Source organism: Duganella aceris (assembly GCF_011090165.1).
Classification (GTDB): domain Bacteria; phylum Pseudomonadota; class Gammaproteobacteria; order Burkholderiales; family Burkholderiaceae_D; genus Rugamonas; species Rugamonas aceris.
Genome location: NZ_JAADJT010000003.1, coordinates 197041 through 211690, shown reverse-complemented (window position 1 = coordinate 211690; position 14650 = coordinate 197041). Strand labels below are relative to the sequence as shown.

Genomic DNA, 14650 nt, shown 5'->3' with positions numbered 1-14650 from the left:
AATGAAGCCGCGGCGCGACAGGCGCGAAGGTAAATAAAGATTGGTCATCAGAAGTCCGCCATCAAAGTCAGGAAGCCCTGACGTGGTGCAATCGGGAATGTATTGTAAGTCCCGCTGGCCGCGCCGACCACCACATTCAAACTGCCTGCGCGATCGGCGAGGTTGCTGACGTTCAAACGGTAGCGCGCGTTCTTGACCCAGCCGCCGTTCAGGAACGGCAGCTTGCCCGATACGCCCAGGCTCATCAGGAAATAGCTCGGCACGCTGAGGTCGTTGGTGTAGGTGGCGTAGCGCTTGCCGACGTAGTCGCCGATCAGCTGGAACTCGGTGTCGGCCACGGTGGCGGTGGCGACGAATTTGTTCATCCACTCCGGGCTGCCCGGCACGGCCTTGCCGGCTGTGGCGACCACGTCCTTGCCGTTCAGGTAGTTGTCCTGGTAGGTCGAGTGGTTGTACGACAGCGCGTTGTAGAACGAGAAGCCGCGCCCGAAGTGCACCGTGCCCGACAAGTCGATGCCGTCGGTCTTGACGCTGCCGACGTTGGCCAGCAGCGGGTTGCCGCCGATAATCGACGAAATCACCGGCGTCGGGCTGATGGTCAGCAGGCGATCCTTGAAGTCGACGTGGTACAGGTTGACCTGGCCGTCAAAGGCGGTGACCGCGCCCATGTTCAGCTGGTGGCTGCTGCGCAGGCCGGCTTCATAGGTGACCGAGGTTTCCGGCTTGGCGGTGTCGCGGAACAGGTCGAACGCTTGCTGGCTCGCCAGGCTCCACGGCGAGGCGCCGCCGCCGCCGTAGGTGACGAACTGGCGCATGTTCTTCTGCACGTTGACGAACATCTGGTCTTGCGCGGTGATGTCCCAGCGCGCGCCGGCTTGCGGCAGGAACCATTTCTTGGTGATGATCTCACCCACCGGCAGCGCCAGCGAGCCGTTGGCGATCGCGCCGGCCTTGGGCTGTACCGGGAACTGGCCGTCGGCGAATTGCAGGCTGGACTTGAAGCCGGCTTGCAGCGCCAGGTCCGGACGCACGCGCCATTCATCCTGCAGATGGATCTGGGCGACCTTGTTGTCGATCTCGCTGCCGTATTGCGTGATCAGCGGATTGCTCGGACGGTCGTACGGCGAGCTTGGGTTGTTGACGTCCAGCGCGTACCAGCGGCGGTACGCCGACGAGCGGTTGTGTTCCAGCCACAGGCCGGCCTGCAGCTTGTGGTCGCCGAACTCGGTGTTCAGCGTCGACAGCCAGCCGTTGCGGTTGATGACGTATTCGGTGGTGCGGGTGGCGTAGCCGGAATTGCCGAACACCTGCTTCAGGTTCTGGCCCGGGAAATACACCGCGAACAGCGCCGGCAAGCCGGCGACGCCGATCGGGCCGGCGACCACGCCGACGCCGTCGTCGTTGTGGTAGTAGACCTGGTTCGACCAGGTGGTCGACTCGCCGAGGTTCATGTCGAACTTGGCGTAGGTCAGGTAGTCGGTGCGCTGCGCGTCGCTGTAGTAGTTGCGGTAGTTGTTGCCTTCGGCCGCAGGCGTGCCGCCGGTCGGCGACAGGTAGGACAAGGCTTGCTGGAAGTTCGGGTACATGAACGGACGCGTGTACGGCTGGTACTTCTCGGTGGCCGAGCGCACGGTGCTGTCTTCGTTCGGTTCGATCTTGTCCGAGTAGTCGACGAACAGCGTCAGCTTGCCCAGGCTGCTGTTGTTGACGTACTTGGCGTTGATCTGGTCTCCGCCCTGGCGGCCCTGGAAGTCCCACGCCTTCTGCTCGTGGTGCACGCCGGAGATGTAGGCGCTGCTGCCGTCGCCGAAGTTGCCGGTGTCGTAGCGCAGGTAGGTGCGCGAGGTCTTGTAGCTGCCGACGGTCTGCTGCACCGCCAGGTTGCGGCTGGCCAGCGGGTTGGCGGAGAAGGTTTCGATGGTGCCGCCGAGGTTGCTGGTCGATGCGGTCGACAGGTCGCCGGCGCCCGACGACAGGATCACGCGGCCGACGTTCTCGCTGATGACGGCGCGCTGCGGCGACAGGCCGTTGTAGTTGCCGTATTGCTGGTCGCCCAGCGGCACGCCGTCCATGGTGTAGCCCAGCTGCGGGCCGCTGAAGCCGTGGATGAACAGCGACAGGTTTTGTTCGTTGTTGCCCCACGGGTCGGCGGTCTGGAAGCTGACGCCCGGCAGGGTTTGCAGCGCCTTCAGCGGGTTGATGCCGGGCAGGATCTTCTGCATGTCGTCCTTGGTCAGGTCGACCGAGGAGCGGGTCTTGCGGGTCGCGACTTCGACCACGGCCATCGGCGCGGCGGCGGCGGCCGCTTCGACCTCGGCGGCCGGGGTGTCGGCCATGTCGGCCACGGCGGCGGCCACATTGGCGGCCATCGCCAGCATCGGGAAGCTCAGCGCGGCGAAGCAGACGGCGGAAAATTTCTTGTTCATGTTTTGCCTTGAAAACCAGTTTGAGGGAATAGCAACGCCCCGCATATTAGGGAGCAAGTGTTACGGCTTGATGACCATGCGTTACACTGTTGGCTGGAATTAAGGAGATTTACGATGCGCAGATTTTTGATGCTGGCCTTGCTGCTGGCGGGCTGTTCCACTGTCGACCAGTCGCGGTTGGGGAATTTCGTCAACCGGACCATCCAGCCCGGCATGCCGATGGACCAGGCGTTGGTGCGCATGCAGACCGAGGGATTTTTTTGCGGCGGCGGCGCCGACGCGGTGATCAGCTGCACCCGGACCTACGATCGTTTGCCGTTGGTGCAGACCAGTTGCATCGAGCGCGTCGACCTGGTGCGCAGCGCGACGATGGCCAAGACGGTCGGCACCATCGATGTGTTGGAAGTGAAGTGTCCGAAAAAATGAGATCGCGTCCCCGTTTTTTGCCTGACAACTTTACGCTGGCGATGATCGCGACGGTCATCGCGGCCAGTTTTTTCCCGAGCAGCGGCCGGGGTGCGGTGCTCTTCAACGATGTCACCCACATCGCGGTGAGCTTGCTGTTCTTTCTGCACGGCGCCAAGCTTTCGCGCGAGGCGGTGATCGCCGGCATCACCCATTGGCGCTTGCATTTGCTGGTGCTGCTGTGCACCTTCGCGCTGTTCCCGCTGCTGGGGCTGGCGCTGAAGCCGCTGCTGATGCCGCTGGTGACGCCGGATCTGTATCTGGGGATCCTGTTCGTCTGCATGCTGCCGTCCACCGTGCAATCGTCGATCGCCTTCACGGCGGCGGCGCGCGGCAATGTGCCGGCGGCGATGTGCAGCGCGTCGGCGTCCAATCTGTTGGGGATATTTTTAACGCCGTTGCTGGTCGGCCTGCTGACCACGGCGCAGATGAAGGGCGGCTCGTCGCTGGATTCGGCGTTGCAGATCTGCGCCCAGTTGCTGCTGCCGTTCGTCGCCGGCCAGGTGGCGCGGCGCTGGATCGGCGCCTGGGTCGAGCGCAACAAGATGCTGACGCGGCTGGTGGATCAGGGTTCGATCTTGCTGGTGGTGTACACCGCCTTCAGCGAGGCGGTCGGGCAGGGCTTGTGGTCGCAACTGTCGTGGCAGACCTTGGGCGGATTGCTGCTGATCGATACGATCCTGCTGGCCCTGGTGGTGACCATCAGCGCGCAGCTGGCGCGGCGCCTCGGCTTCAACCGCGAGGACCGCATCGCCATCGTGTTCTGCGGCTCCAAGAAAAGCATGGCCAGCGGCGTGCCGATGGCCAAGGTGCTGTTCGCCGGCGGCGCGCTGGGCGCCGTGGTGCTGCCGCTGATGTTGTTCCACCAGCTGCAGCTGATGCTCTGCGCCGTGCTGGCGCAGCGCTACGCGCGGCGGCGGATCAGTGCTTGACGTCGCTCGGCGCGATCAATACTTCGACCGGGGCGTCGGTGGCGAATAGCTGCGCGCAGTCGACCTTGTCGTAGTCGTAGTGCTGGCCGCAGAAGTCGCAGTTGACGCCGACATGGCCGTGCTCCGCCAGCACGCTGTCGACTTCTTCGCGGCCCAGCATCTTCAGCATATTGCCGACCTTTTCACGCGTGCAGGTGCAGTGGAACACCGGGTGCAGCGGCTCGAACACGCGGATCGTCTCTTCCCAGAACAGGCGCTGCATCAGCACATCGATGCCGGTGTCCAGCAACTCCTGCTCCTTCAAGGTCGAGCCGAGGATCACGGCGCGGTTCCAGGTTTCCAGCGCCTCGTCCGCGCTCAGCGGCGCCGCGCCGGTGGTGCCGCCGTGGTCCGGCAGCTTTTGCAGCAGCAGCCCGCGCGAGACGTTGTCGTCCGCCGCCAGCCACAGCTTGGTGTCCAGCTGTTCCGAACGCAGCATATAGTTTTCAATCACGGTCGCCACCGATTCGCCGTCCAGCGGCACGATGCCCTGGTAGGGCTGCTGGCCGGGCATCTTGTCGGCCGGATCGAGCGTGATGACGAAGCGGCCCTTGCCGGTCGCGTTCAGCAGCGACGGCAGCTTGGCGTCGTCGGCGATCACCGCCTCGGGATCCAGCTTGGCGGTGGCGCGCAGGCGCAGGTCGGCATCGCATTCGACCACCAGCAGGCGCAGCGGACCGTCGCCGTGGATCTGCATGATGATCGAGCCGTTGAACTTCAGATTGGCCGACAGCAGCGCGGCCGCCGCGACCATCTCGCCCAGCAGTTTCTTGACCGGGGTAGGGTAGTCGTGGTGCGACAGCACTTCGCGCCAGGTGGCGGAGATATCGATCAGCTCGCCGCGCACGGCGGCGTTGTCGAAGATGAATTTCTGCAGCGTGTCCTGGGCGATGAGGGGGGTAATGCTCATTGTGTTATCCAATCTTTTTGAGTTGCGTCTTGAACAGTTGGCCGCGTTTGACATAGCTGTCGGCCGCGTCGGCCAGGCCGGCGACTTCCTCCGGCGTCAGCTGGCGCACCGCCTTGGCCGGGGCGCCGATGATCAGCGAATAGTTCGGGAATTCCTTGCCTTCGGTCACCAGCGCGCCGGCGCCGACCAGGCAGCCCTTGCCGATCCTGGCGCCGTTCAGGATCACCGCCTGGATGCCGACCAGCGCGCCATCGCCGATGGTGCAGCCGTGCAGCATGGCCTGGTGGCCGATGGTGACGTTCTTGCCGATGTCGAGCGGGTAGCCCATGTCGGTGTGCATCACCGTGCCTTCCTGTACATTACTGTTTTCACCGATGGTGATGCGTTCGTTGTCGCCGCGCAGGCTGGCGCCGAACCACACCGTGGTGTTGGCGCGCAGCGTGACTTTGCCGATGACGCTGGCGCTGTCGGCGACAAACGACGATGCATCGATCTCGGGTACGTGATCGCCCAGTTGATATATTGACATTGGAACCTTCGTTGAATGCAGAGTGCGGCGGGATGCGCTATTTTACGCTTGCGCAGCTATCGAACGGTCGTGCTATTATTTTACTTTGCGGCCAGCAATGCTTGGATATTGCGCCGCCTGCCGTATTTTCAAGGTTCAACCATGACACTCACACCTTCGCGCTCCGAATTCCTCACCATCCGCGGCCTGCGCTGCCACGTGCGCCACTGGGGCCGCGACGGCGCGCCCAAGCTGTTCATGCTGCACGGCTGGATGGACGTGGGCGCCTCGTTCCAGTTCGTGGTCGATGCGCTGCAGGGCGACTGGCACGTGATCGCGCCGGACTGGCGCGGCTTCGGCCTGTCGCAGCGCACCGCCGCCGACACCTACTGGTTCCCCGACTATCTGGCGGACCTGGACGCCATCCTGCGCCATTACTCGCCGGAGCAGGCGGTCAACCTGCTGGGGCACAGCATGGGCGGCAATGTGGTCGGGCTGTACGCCGGCGCGCGCCCGGAACGCATCCGCAAGCTGATCAACCTGGAGGGCGCCGGCCTGCGCGGCGCCAGGCCGGAGCAGGCGCCGGGACGATACGCCAAATGGATGGACAGCCTGCTGGAAAAACCGGAGATGCGCAACTATCCAAGCCGGGCCGCCGTCGCCGCGCGGTTGCAAAAGACCAATCCGCGCCTCAGCGACGAGCGCGCCGACTTTCTGTCGCAGCACTGGGCGGCGCAGAACGATGCCGGCGAGTGGGAAATCCTGGGCGATCCGCTGCACAAGAATCCCGGCCCGCTGCCGTACCACGTCGACGACGTGATGGCTTGCTGGAAGGCGATCAGCGCGCCGGTGCTGTGGGTCGAGGCCGACCAGACCAATATGTGGGATTGGATGGGTGACAAGGCCGAAGGGCGCGCCGAACTGGAGCGGCGCCTGGCGCACCTGCGCGACGTACGCTGCAAGATGGTCCACGATGCAGGCCATATGCTGCATCATGACCAGCCGGTCGCGTTGGCGCAAATGATAGAGGAGTTTCTCGGCAGCTAAGGCCGAGTGAAATATCCCCGATCAGCGTACAATGACAGCATGTTAAAAGTTGATCTGCATTGCCATTCCAACGTCTCCGACGGCGTACTGGCCCCGGCCGCTGTTGCTGAACATGCGCGCAAGGCCGGCGTCGACGTATGGGCGCTGACCGACCACGACGAGGTGGGCGGAATTCCCGCCGCGCGCGCCGCCGCCGAGGCGCAGGGCATGCGCTTCGTCACCGGGGTCGAGATTTCGATCACCTGGGCCAACGAGACGGTGCACATCGTCGGATTGCAGATCGACGAGCGTAACCCCGCGCTGGTCGAAGGCCTGGCCTGCACCCGCTCCGGACGCGACAATCGCGGCCGCGAGATCGCGCGGCAACTGGCGCTGGCCGGCATCGAGGGCGCCTACGAGGGCGCGCTGAAGTTCGTCGGCAACCCGGACCTGATGTCGCGCACTCACTTCGCGCGGTTTCTGGTGGAAAGCGGGATTTGTGCGAACATCCCGGAAGTTTTCAAGAAATACCTGTCTGAAGGCAAACCTGGCTATGTGCCGCATTGCTGGGCCAGCTTGGAGGATTGCGTCGGCTGGATACGTGGCGCCGGTGGCATCGCGGTCATCGCGCATCCGGGACGCTACCGCTTCAGCCAGCTGGCGCAGGGCCAGCTGTTCGACGAATTCAAGCAATTGGGCGGCGCCGCCATCGAGGTGGTGACCGGCAGCCATACCCCGGACCAGTACCCGGTGTATGCGCAGTTGGCGAACAGTTACGGCTTCCTGGCCTCGCGCGGCACCGATTTCCATGCGCCGGGCGAGTCGCGCATCGATTTCGCCTTGCTGCCGCCGTTGCCGGCCAACGTGACGCCCGTCTGGCACGACTGGTTCTGATCCATACCTTGAATTTACGGTAACTCGGTCATACCTTATGATTTGGGTAAACTTGCCCATACCGGAGACCTCTCAATGAAGCGCATCGTCCTGTTTATCGCCACCAACCTCGCCGTGATGCTGGTGCTGTCCATCGTCCTGTCGCTGCTGGGCATCGGCCGTCCGGGCGCCGGCGATACGCTGGAACTGGGCAGCCTGCTGGCGTTTTCGCTGGTGGTGGGCTTCACCGGCGCGATCTTTTCGCTGCTGATCAGCAAGCCGATGGCCAAGTGGTCGACCGGCGCGCGCGTCATCGACACCCCGTCCTCGTCGACCGAACTGTGGCTGGTCAACACCGTCAAGGCGCTGGCCGAGCGCGCCGGCATCGGCATGCCGGAGGTGGCGGTCTATCCGGGCGAGCCGAACGCGTTCGCGACCGGCGCGTTCAAGAATTCCGCGCTGGTCGCGGTCTCGACCGGCTTGCTGGAAAACATGAACCGCGACGAAGTCGAGGCCGTGCTCGGCCACGAAGTGGCCCACATCGCCAACGGCGACATGGTGACCATGACCCTGATCCAGGGCGTGGTGAACACCTTCGTGGTGTTCCTGGCGCGCGTGGTCGGTTTCTTCGTCGACAAGGTGCTGCTGAAGAATAATAGTGAGAGAAGCGGTCCCGGCATCGGCTACATGGTGACGGTGTTCGTCTGCGAAATCATCTTCGGCCTGGCCGCCTCGCTGATCGTGGCCTGGTTCTCGCGCCAGCGCGAGTTCCGCGCCGACGCCGGTTCCGCCAAGCTGCTGGGCAGCAGCGTGCCCATGCAGCACGCGCTGGCGCGCCTGAACGGCATGCAGCCGGGCGCGCTGCCGCAGTCGATCGCGGCGTCCGGCATCACCAACGGTGGCGGCTGGGGCGCGCTGTTTTCCACCCACCCGCCGTTCGAGCAGCGTATCGCCGCCTTGCGTAGCGTACAATCTTAACGTATGAGTCAATTTTTCCAGGTCCATCCGGTTAATCCGCAGTCGCGCCTGATCAAACAGGCGGCGCAGATCATTCACGGCGGCGGCATTGTCGCCGTGCCGACCGATTCCTGCTACGCGCTGGTCTGCCACCTGGACGACAAGGCGGCGGTCGAACGCCTGCGCCGCATCCGCGGCATCGATGAGAAACACCATCTGACCCTGCTGTGCCGCGATTTGAGCGAGCTGGGCGTCTACGCCCGCGTCGATAACCGCCAGTTCCGCCTGCTGAAGTCGGCGACGCCGGGTCCGTTCACCTTCATCCTGGAAGCGACCAAGTGCGTGCCGCGCCGGCTCAGTCATCCATCGCGCAAGACCATCGGCCTGCGCGTGCCGGAGGATGCCATCGTGCATGCGCTGCTGGAGGAGTTGCAGCAGCCGTTGCTGGGCACGACGCTGATCATGCCGGGCGAGACCGATGCGCTGAACGACGCCGACACCATCTGCGAACGGCTGGGCAAGCAGCTGGAGCTGATCATCGACGGCGGCGCCTGCAGCCTGGAGCCGACCACGGTGATCGACCTGACCGGTCCCGAGGCCGAGCTGGTGCGCCAGGGGCGCGGCGACGCATCCGCATTCGGACTCTGACCATCCACAAGGCAAGCGCGCCGGCCTTCGACGGCGCCGCAAGATCACCCTGTAGCCTCTGGTAAAATCCCTCCATGGATATTGATAGTATTGTTCAGACCATCACGGTCTACGCCATCCCTGTTCTTTTTGCAATTTCCCTGCATGAAGCCGCACACGGATATGTCGCCCGCTACTTCGGCGACCCCACCGCAGCCAATGAAGGCCGTTTGAGCCTGAATCCGCTGCGCCACATCGATCCGTTCGGCACCATCCTGCTGCCGGTGGTCCTGAGCCTGCTGCATCTGCCGGCGCTGGGCTATGCCAAGCCTGTGCCGGTCGACTACGGCCGCCTGCGCAATCCGAAAAAGCAAATGGCCCTGGTGGCCGCCGCCGGCCCGGGCGCCAACTTCGTCATGGGCCTGGGCTGGATGGCGCTGTGGGTGATCCTCAGCTACGGCCTGAAGCTGGAGCAAAGCGATTTCTTCATCCAGATGTGCCGCGCCGGCATCGGCGTCAATTCCGCCATGTGCGTGTTCAACCTGATTCCGTTGCCGCCGCTCGACGGCGGCCGCATCGTCACCGGCATCCTGCCGATGGCGCTGGCCCGCAAGTATGCGCAGATCGAGCGCTACGGCGTGTATGTGTTCTTCGGTTTGATCGTGCTGATGCAATATGGCCCGCTGCCCGAGTTCCTGATCGGCGGCATGCACATCCTGCAGAGCATTTTCCACGTGCTGGTTTTCCCGCTGACCTTCCTCTTGAGTTGAGGCTGAGCCATGTATCCCGATCGCGTCGTCTCCGGCATGCGCCCCACCGGTTCCATGCATCTGGGCCACTATCACGGCGCCCTGAGGAACTGGATCAAACTGCAATCCGAATTGCCCAGCCTGTTCTTCGTGGCCGACTGGCATGCGCTGACCACGCACTACGACGACCCGACCGTGATCGAACGCAGCACCTGGGAAATGCTGATCGACTGGCTGGCCGCCGGCATCGATCCGGCGCAGTCGACACTGTTCATCCAGTCGCGCGTGCCGGAGCACGCCGAGCTGCACCTGCTGCTGTCGATGGCCACGCCGCTGGGCTGGCTGGAACGGGTGCCGACCTACAAGGACCAGATCGAGAACCTGTCCAGCAAAGACTTGTCGACCTACGGCTTCCTCGGCTACCCGCTGCTGCAGGCGGCCGACGTGCTGATCTACCGCGCCAGCCAGGTGCCGGTCGGCGAGGACCAGGTGCCGCATATCGAGATGATGCGCGAAATCGCGCGCCGCTTTAACCATCTGTACGGCAAGGAACGCGGCTTCGAGGAGAAGGCGCAGCTGGCGGTGAAAAAGCTCGGCAGCAAGCGTGCCAAGCTGTACAACGAACTGCGCACCGACTACCAGCAAAACGGCAAGGAAGAAGCGCTGGAACAGGCCAAGGCGATGCTGGACGACGCGCAAAGCCTGTCGCTGGGCGACCGCGAACGCCTGTTCGGCTACCTCGAAGGCAGCCGCAAGCTGATCCTGGTCGAACCGCAGGCGCGGCTGACGGCGGCATCGCGCCTGCCCGGCCTGGACGGGCGCAAGATGTCCAAGAGCTACGGCAACGCCATCGCCCTGCGCGAGGACAAGGAGTCGGTCGCCAGGAAGATCCGAACGATGCCGACCGACCCGGCGCGCGTGCGGCGCACCGATCCCGGCGACCCGGCGCGCTGCCCGGTCTGGCAATTCCATCAGGTGTATTCCGATTCGCCGACCCAGGAATGGGTGGTCAAGGGCTGCATGTCGGCCGGCATCGGCTGCATCGAGTGCAAGCAGCCGGTGATCGACGCCATCGTCAAGGAACAGGAGCCGATGCACGAGCGCGCCCAGCAGTATCTCGACGACCCGTCGCTGGTGCGCGCCATCGTCGCCGACGGCAACGACGCGGCGCGCAAGCTGGCGCTGGAAACCATGCGCGACGTGCGCGAAGCGATGGGCCTGGCCTACTCGTAAAATTCAGTAAAGAACGCCATGACCGATACCATATCCCCTTGGGTGAACCGATATGCGCCGCTGATCCCCGGCGGCGCCGTGCTGGACCTGGCCTGCGGCAGCGGCCGCCACTCGCGCCATCTGGCGTCGCTGGGCCATGCGGTGGTCGCGGTCGACCGCGATCCGGCCGCGCTGGCCGCCGCCGCCGGCCCCGACATCAGTACCAGCGCCATCGACCTGGAGGAGGCGGGCGCCGCCTGGCCCTTCGGTCCGGATCGATTCGCCGGCATCGTGGTCACAAACTACCTGCATCGTCCGTTAATCGCCGACATGTTGACCAGCCTGGCGCCCAACGGCGTGCTCATTTACGAGACCTTCGCCGACGGCAACGCGCAGTTCGGCAAACCGTCGAATCCGGCGTTTCTGTTGCAGCCGGGCGAGCTGCTGGAATGGGCGCACGAGCAGGGCCTGCGGGTGGTGGCCTTTGAGGATGGTGTCGTTGACAGCCCGAAAGCTGCCATGGTGCAACGACTGTGCGCCGTGAAGCCGGATTTCCCGCGCGTGGCCGCGCTTTTACCCCCATTTTGAGCGCCGATTTGTCGCCCGGAATGCACCATTGGCGCGGCCTATCGTCTACAATCGTTGTTTTAATACTTTATGCAGTGGTTTCCTATGATTAAGGGCAGCATAGTAGCAATCGTCACCCCGATGCACGCGGACGGCAGTCTGGACTTCGAGGGTCTGAATCAGCTGATCGACTGGCACATCGCCGAAGGTACGAACAGCATCGTCATCGCCGGCACCACCGGCGAATCGGCCACCGTCAGCGTGGAAGAGCACTGTGCGCTGATCAAGGCGACGGTTGCCCATGCCAAGGGCCGCATCCCGATCATCGCCGGCGCCGGCGCCAACTCGACCGCCGAGGCGATCAAGCTGACCCGTTTCGCCAAGGAAGCGGGCGCCGACGCTACGCTGCAAGTGGTTCCCTACTACAACCGTCCTACCCAGGAAGGCATGTACCAGCACTTCAAGGCCATCGCCGAAGCGGTGGACCTGCCGGTGATCCTGTACAACGTGCCGGGTCGCACCGTCGCCGACATGAGCAACGAGACCATCCTGCGCCTGGCCGCGATCCCGAACATCGTCGGCGTCAAGGACGCGACCGGCAACGTCGGCCGCGGCTACGACCTGCTGCGCCTGGCGCCGAAGTCGTTCGCCGTCTACTCCGGCGACGATCCGACCGCGATGGCCTTGATGCTGGCCGGCGGCGCCGGCAACATCTCGGTGACCGCCAACGTCACCCCGCGCGCCATGGCCGACATGTGCCGGGCGGCGATCGCCGGCGATCTGGCCACGGCGCTGGCGCTGAACAACAAGATGTTCCCGCTGCACCAGAAACTGTTCATCGAGCCCAACCCGGTCCCGGTCAAATGGGCGCTGGCGGAAATGGGCAAGATGCCTGCCGGCATCCGTCTGCCGCTGGTTCCCCTGGCGGCCGACTGTCACGAGGCGGTCCGCGCGGCGCTGCGAGAAGCTGGCGCGCTGTAAAACACCCCGTAGCACAAGCAACAAGCCCCGACCTGGTTCGGATCATATTTTGCTGCACTTCAGCTTCTTAAACAGTAACGACATGACTATTCGCAAGACAGCTTCTATTTCCTCGCAGCGCGCCCTGGTGGTTGGCGCATTGGCGGCCAGTTTGACCGGTTGCGGCATGATCGGCTCGGTCATCGGCAACGACAAGGTGGACTACAAGTCGGCCAAGAAGGCCAGCACGCTGGACGTGCCGCCGGATCTGACGCAATTGCAGAAAGATAACCGCTACTCGCTGCCTGATTCGAACAACGGCGTGGCCACCGCTTCCGGCTACAACGCCTCCAAGGGCGTCGGCGGCGCCGCCGGCACCACCGTCGTCATCCCTGGCCAGCCGCCGGCCGGCACCGTGGTGCCGCTCAGCATGAACGACATCAAGGTCGAGCGCGACGGCAACCAGCGCTGGCTGGTGCTGAAGCAGACGCCGGAGCAGCTGTGGCCGCAACTGAAGCAGTTCTGGGAAGACTCCGGTTTCACGCTGTCGCAGGAATTGCCGACCGCCGGCATCATGGAAACCGAGTGGAACGAAAACCGCGCCAAGATCCCGATGGATTTCATCCGCAACACCATCGGCAAGGTGTTCGATTCGGTCTACTCCAGCGGCGAGCGCGACAAGTTCCGCACCCGCATCGAGCGTCGTTCCGACGGCGCCAGCGAGATCTACATCAGCCACCGTGGCGCGCAGGAAGTCGCCACCGGCGCGCAGAAGGAAACCACCACCTGGATGCCGCGTCCCAACGACCCAGGCCTGGAAGCGGAATTCCTGGCGCGTCTGATGACCAAGCTGGGCAACGGTGCGCCGACCGATACCGCCGTCGCCAAGAGCGCCGTCGACAGCGCCATCGTGCAGCCGCAGCATGCGTCGCTGGTGGGCGCCGGCGCCGAGCGCGCGGTGCAGGTGGACGAGGGCTTCGACCGCGCCTGGCGCCGAGTCGGCCTGGCGCTGGACCGCGCCGGCTTCACCGTCGAGGACCGCGATCGCACCCAGGGTATTTACTTCGTGCGTTATATCGACGACGTCACCGAAACCAAAGGTTTCTTCGGCAAATTGTTTAGCTGGGGTTCGGCGTCGGAAGCCGATAAGGAAGCGCAGCGCTATCGTATTTCGGTTAAAGCGGGCGCCGGTAACAGCAGCACAGTTACTGTCCTGAGTAATACCGGTACTGCGGAAGCGGGTCCGGTCGGCGATAAGATCCTGACCTTGCTGCACGAACAGCTCAAGTAATAAACAAAACCGGCGCAAGCCGGTTTTTTTATATGCCTATTCAAAACGTATAGGCGTAAAAAAACCGGCCCGTAGGCCGGTTTCACACAAGCTGATTACTTCGAAGCAGCAGGAGCCGAAGCAGCTGGTGCTGGAGCAGCAGCGTCAGCAGCTGGAGCAGCGGCTGGAGCAGCAGCGTCAGCAGCTGGAGCTGGAGCAGGTGCTGGAGCAGCTGCTGGAGCTTCTGGAGCAGCTACTGGAGCTGGGGTCACAACGGTTTCTTCTTTTTTCGAGCAAGCAGCCAGAGCAACAGCCAACAGGGAAACGATCAGCAGGGATTTTTTCATGGGGATTTCCTTAATTAATTCAAAATTAAACACGATTGTTGCGATTAATAATTACCGGTAATTATCGCTCATTAGGTCGTCTTCGAAGGCTTTCGTACCGAAAATGGTGCCTGCCAGACAACGGAAACTTCCTAACCGAATATTATAGCGATTTTTAGTGCATCGCAATAGGACAAAGAGCCGTTCGCACAACTATTTTGCGATATCGCAACATTTCGGTTTAGACCCCGTTCCAGCGGGTCCGCACCCTCACCAGTGTTCGCATCGAACACCCGCATTCTACCCCCAACTGACTCATAATCCGGTTGAGTTTGCATACAATCCGGGTCCGGATTCGCTCCAAATTGTAATAAAACGTTCCAGACTTGTCTGAGTATCTGCGGGGCAATCGAAAACCGCTTCCCCACGGAAATGATCGGAGTGAAAACGGCGCACGATGTCGCGCTGGTCGCCGATGCAGAAGGAATCGGTGAGCTGGCGCAACTGCTGGCTGGTGCGGCGCACGTCGATCAAATGGCCGTAGTCTTTCAGCAGGCGCAGGAAACGCGGCGCGTCCCGTTCCATCTGGCGGCCATCGTGCGCGACCAGTTGCAGCCGGCCGCCGTCCTTGAGGAAGCGGCGCAGCAATGCATCGTTGGCGCTGCTGCCCAATTCCCAGCTGGCGAAGTCGGGATCGAACAGCTGCAGCGTGTGCCGGGCGCGGCCCAGGCAGTCGGCCAGGTGTCCGACGAACTCGGTCCTGGTGGTGAAGGGAAATACTTGCTTCTCCATGCCGCCTCCCG

16 protein-coding genes are annotated in these 14650 nt (G+C 63.4%); 11 read left to right on the top strand and 5 right to left on the bottom strand.

The genetic code is table 11. The features are described from left to right. Nucleotides 1-47: 47 nt before the first annotated feature. The gene (locus GW587_RS08195) at nucleotides 48-2426 is read right to left on the bottom strand and encodes a TonB-dependent receptor (protein ID WP_166100908.1); all 2379 of its coding nucleotides are present in this window, start codon (nucleotides 2424-2426) and stop codon (nucleotides 48-50) included. A gap of 114 nt (nucleotides 2427-2540) precedes the next feature. On the opposite strand from GW587_RS08195, the gene GW587_RS08190 reads away from it, so the two are divergent. Both GW587_RS08190 and GW587_RS08185 read left to right on the top strand, forming a co-directional pair. Next, nucleotides 2541-2852 carry a hypothetical protein gene (locus tag GW587_RS08190; protein ID WP_166100905.1) on the top strand — a complete coding sequence of 104 codons (312 nt, stop codon included), beginning with the start codon at nucleotides 2541-2543 and terminating at the stop codon, nucleotides 2850-2852. Beyond that, on the top strand, nucleotides 2849-3823 hold the full coding sequence (locus GW587_RS08185; protein ID WP_166100902.1) for a bile acid:sodium symporter family protein: 975 nt from the start codon (nucleotides 2849-2851) through the stop codon (nucleotides 3821-3823). Before GW587_RS08190 ends, GW587_RS08185 begins: the two co-directional genes overlap by 4 nt. Here the strand turns inward: GW587_RS08185 and hslO are convergent. Both hslO and GW587_RS08175 read right to left on the bottom strand, forming a co-directional pair. Beyond that, nucleotides 3813-4772: an Hsp33 family molecular chaperone HslO gene (gene hslO / locus GW587_RS08180; protein ID WP_166100899.1), complete on the bottom strand. Its 960-nt coding sequence runs from the start codon at nucleotides 4770-4772 to the stop codon at nucleotides 3813-3815. The genes GW587_RS08185 and hslO overlap by 11 nt on opposite strands. Nucleotides 4773-4776: 4 nt before the next feature. After that, nucleotides 4777-5301 (bottom strand): gamma carbonic anhydrase family protein, encoded by a 525-nt coding sequence (locus GW587_RS08175; RefSeq protein WP_166100897.1) that lies wholly within the window; start codon nucleotides 5299-5301, stop codon nucleotides 4777-4779. 141 nt (nucleotides 5302-5442) lie between these two features. Here GW587_RS08175 and GW587_RS08170 point away from each other — a divergent pair, with 141 nt between their 5' ends. The 9 genes from GW587_RS08170 (at nucleotide 5443) to bamC (ending at nucleotide 13542) form a co-directional block, all read left to right on the top strand. Then, nucleotides 5443-6327, top strand: coding sequence for an alpha/beta fold hydrolase (locus tag GW587_RS08170; protein ID WP_166100895.1), 885 nt, complete (start codon nucleotides 5443-5445; stop codon nucleotides 6325-6327). Between the two features lie 39 nt (nucleotides 6328-6366). Then, nucleotides 6367-7200 carry a 3',5'-nucleoside bisphosphate phosphatase gene (locus GW587_RS08165; RefSeq protein WP_166100893.1) on the top strand — a complete coding sequence of 278 codons (834 nt, stop codon included), beginning with the start codon at nucleotides 6367-6369 and terminating at the stop codon, nucleotides 7198-7200. 75 nt (nucleotides 7201-7275) lie between these two features. Continuing rightward, nucleotides 7276-8157 (top strand): protease HtpX, encoded by an 882-nt coding sequence (gene htpX / locus GW587_RS08160; RefSeq protein WP_166100890.1) that lies wholly within the window; start codon nucleotides 7276-7278, stop codon nucleotides 8155-8157. A gap of 3 nt (nucleotides 8158-8160) precedes the next feature. After that, the gene (locus GW587_RS08155) at nucleotides 8161-8784 is read left to right on the top strand and encodes an L-threonylcarbamoyladenylate synthase (RefSeq protein ID WP_166100887.1); all 624 of its coding nucleotides are present in this window, start codon (nucleotides 8161-8163) and stop codon (nucleotides 8782-8784) included. 74 nt (nucleotides 8785-8858) lie between these two features. After that, complete coding sequence (locus GW587_RS08150) at nucleotides 8859-9533, top strand: site-2 protease family protein (protein WP_166100885.1); 675 nt, start codon at nucleotides 8859-8861, stop codon at nucleotides 9531-9533. Nucleotides 9534-9542: 9 nt separating this feature from the next. Further along, nucleotides 9543-10745 (top strand): tryptophan--tRNA ligase, encoded by a 1203-nt coding sequence (locus GW587_RS08145; RefSeq protein WP_166100883.1) that lies wholly within the window; start codon nucleotides 9543-9545, stop codon nucleotides 10743-10745. An 18-nt stretch (nucleotides 10746-10763) separates the two neighbouring features. Continuing rightward, nucleotides 10764-11312, top strand: a complete 549-nt coding sequence (locus tag GW587_RS08140) for a class I SAM-dependent methyltransferase (RefSeq protein WP_166100881.1) — start codon at nucleotides 10764-10766, stop codon at nucleotides 11310-11312. An 84-nt stretch (nucleotides 11313-11396) separates the two neighbouring features. Next, on the top strand, nucleotides 11397-12272 hold the full coding sequence (gene dapA / locus GW587_RS08135; protein WP_166100878.1) for a 4-hydroxy-tetrahydrodipicolinate synthase: 876 nt from the start codon (nucleotides 11397-11399) through the stop codon (nucleotides 12270-12272). Nucleotides 12273-12354: 82 nt separating this feature from the next. Next, nucleotides 12355-13542, top strand: coding sequence for an NlpB/DapX family lipoprotein (bamC, locus tag GW587_RS08130; protein ID WP_166100876.1), 1188 nt, complete (start codon nucleotides 12355-12357; stop codon nucleotides 13540-13542). 95 nt (nucleotides 13543-13637) lie between these two features. On the opposite strand, the gene GW587_RS31230 is transcribed toward bamC, so the two are convergent. Next, nucleotides 13638-13868 (bottom strand): hypothetical protein, encoded by a 231-nt coding sequence (locus GW587_RS31230; protein ID WP_166101595.1) that lies wholly within the window; start codon nucleotides 13866-13868, stop codon nucleotides 13638-13640. A 294-nt stretch (nucleotides 13869-14162) separates the two neighbouring features. Next, nucleotides 14163-14639 carry a DUF7931 domain-containing protein gene (locus tag GW587_RS08120; protein WP_166100873.1) on the bottom strand — a complete coding sequence of 159 codons (477 nt, stop codon included), beginning with the start codon at nucleotides 14637-14639 and terminating at the stop codon, nucleotides 14163-14165. Nucleotides 14640-14650: the final 11 nt, after the last annotated feature.

Bases quoted from the DNA above. Each gene is read 5' to 3' on its own strand.
- GW587_RS08195 (WP_166100908.1), bottom strand. From the start codon at position 2,426: ATGAACAAGAAATTTTCCGCCGTCTGCTTCGCCGCGCTGAGCTTCCCG.
- GW587_RS08190 (WP_166100905.1), top strand. From the start codon at position 2,541: ATGCGCAGATTTTTGATGCTGGCCTTGCTGCTGGCGGGCTGTTCCACT.
- GW587_RS08185 (WP_166100902.1), top strand. From the start codon at position 2,849: ATGAGATCGCGTCCCCGTTTTTTGCCTGACAACTTTACGCTGGCGATG.
- hslO (WP_166100899.1), bottom strand. From the start codon at position 4,772: ATGAGCATTACCCCCCTCATCGCCCAGGACACGCTGCAGAAATTCATC.
- GW587_RS08175 (WP_166100897.1), bottom strand. From the start codon at position 5,301: ATGTCAATATATCAACTGGGCGATCACGTACCCGAGATCGATGCATCG.
- GW587_RS08170 (WP_166100895.1), top strand. From the start codon at position 5,443: ATGACACTCACACCTTCGCGCTCCGAATTCCTCACCATCCGCGGCCTG.
- GW587_RS08165 (WP_166100893.1), top strand. From the start codon at position 6,367: ATGTTAAAAGTTGATCTGCATTGCCATTCCAACGTCTCCGACGGCGTA.
- htpX (WP_166100890.1), top strand. From the start codon at position 7,276: ATGAAGCGCATCGTCCTGTTTATCGCCACCAACCTCGCCGTGATGCTG.
- GW587_RS08155 (WP_166100887.1), top strand. From the start codon at position 8,161: ATGAGTCAATTTTTCCAGGTCCATCCGGTTAATCCGCAGTCGCGCCTG.
- GW587_RS08150 (WP_166100885.1), top strand. From the start codon at position 8,859: ATGGATATTGATAGTATTGTTCAGACCATCACGGTCTACGCCATCCCT.
- GW587_RS08145 (WP_166100883.1), top strand. From the start codon at position 9,543: ATGTATCCCGATCGCGTCGTCTCCGGCATGCGCCCCACCGGTTCCATG.
- GW587_RS08140 (WP_166100881.1), top strand. From the start codon at position 10,764: ATGACCGATACCATATCCCCTTGGGTGAACCGATATGCGCCGCTGATC.
- dapA (WP_166100878.1), top strand. From the start codon at position 11,397: ATGATTAAGGGCAGCATAGTAGCAATCGTCACCCCGATGCACGCGGAC.
- bamC (WP_166100876.1), top strand. From the start codon at position 12,355: ATGACTATTCGCAAGACAGCTTCTATTTCCTCGCAGCGCGCCCTGGTG.
- GW587_RS31230 (WP_166101595.1), bottom strand. From the start codon at position 13,868: ATGAAAAAATCCCTGCTGATCGTTTCCCTGTTGGCTGTTGCTCTGGCT.
- GW587_RS08120 (WP_166100873.1), bottom strand. From the start codon at position 14,639: ATGGAGAAGCAAGTATTTCCCTTCACCACCAGGACCGAGTTCGTCGGA.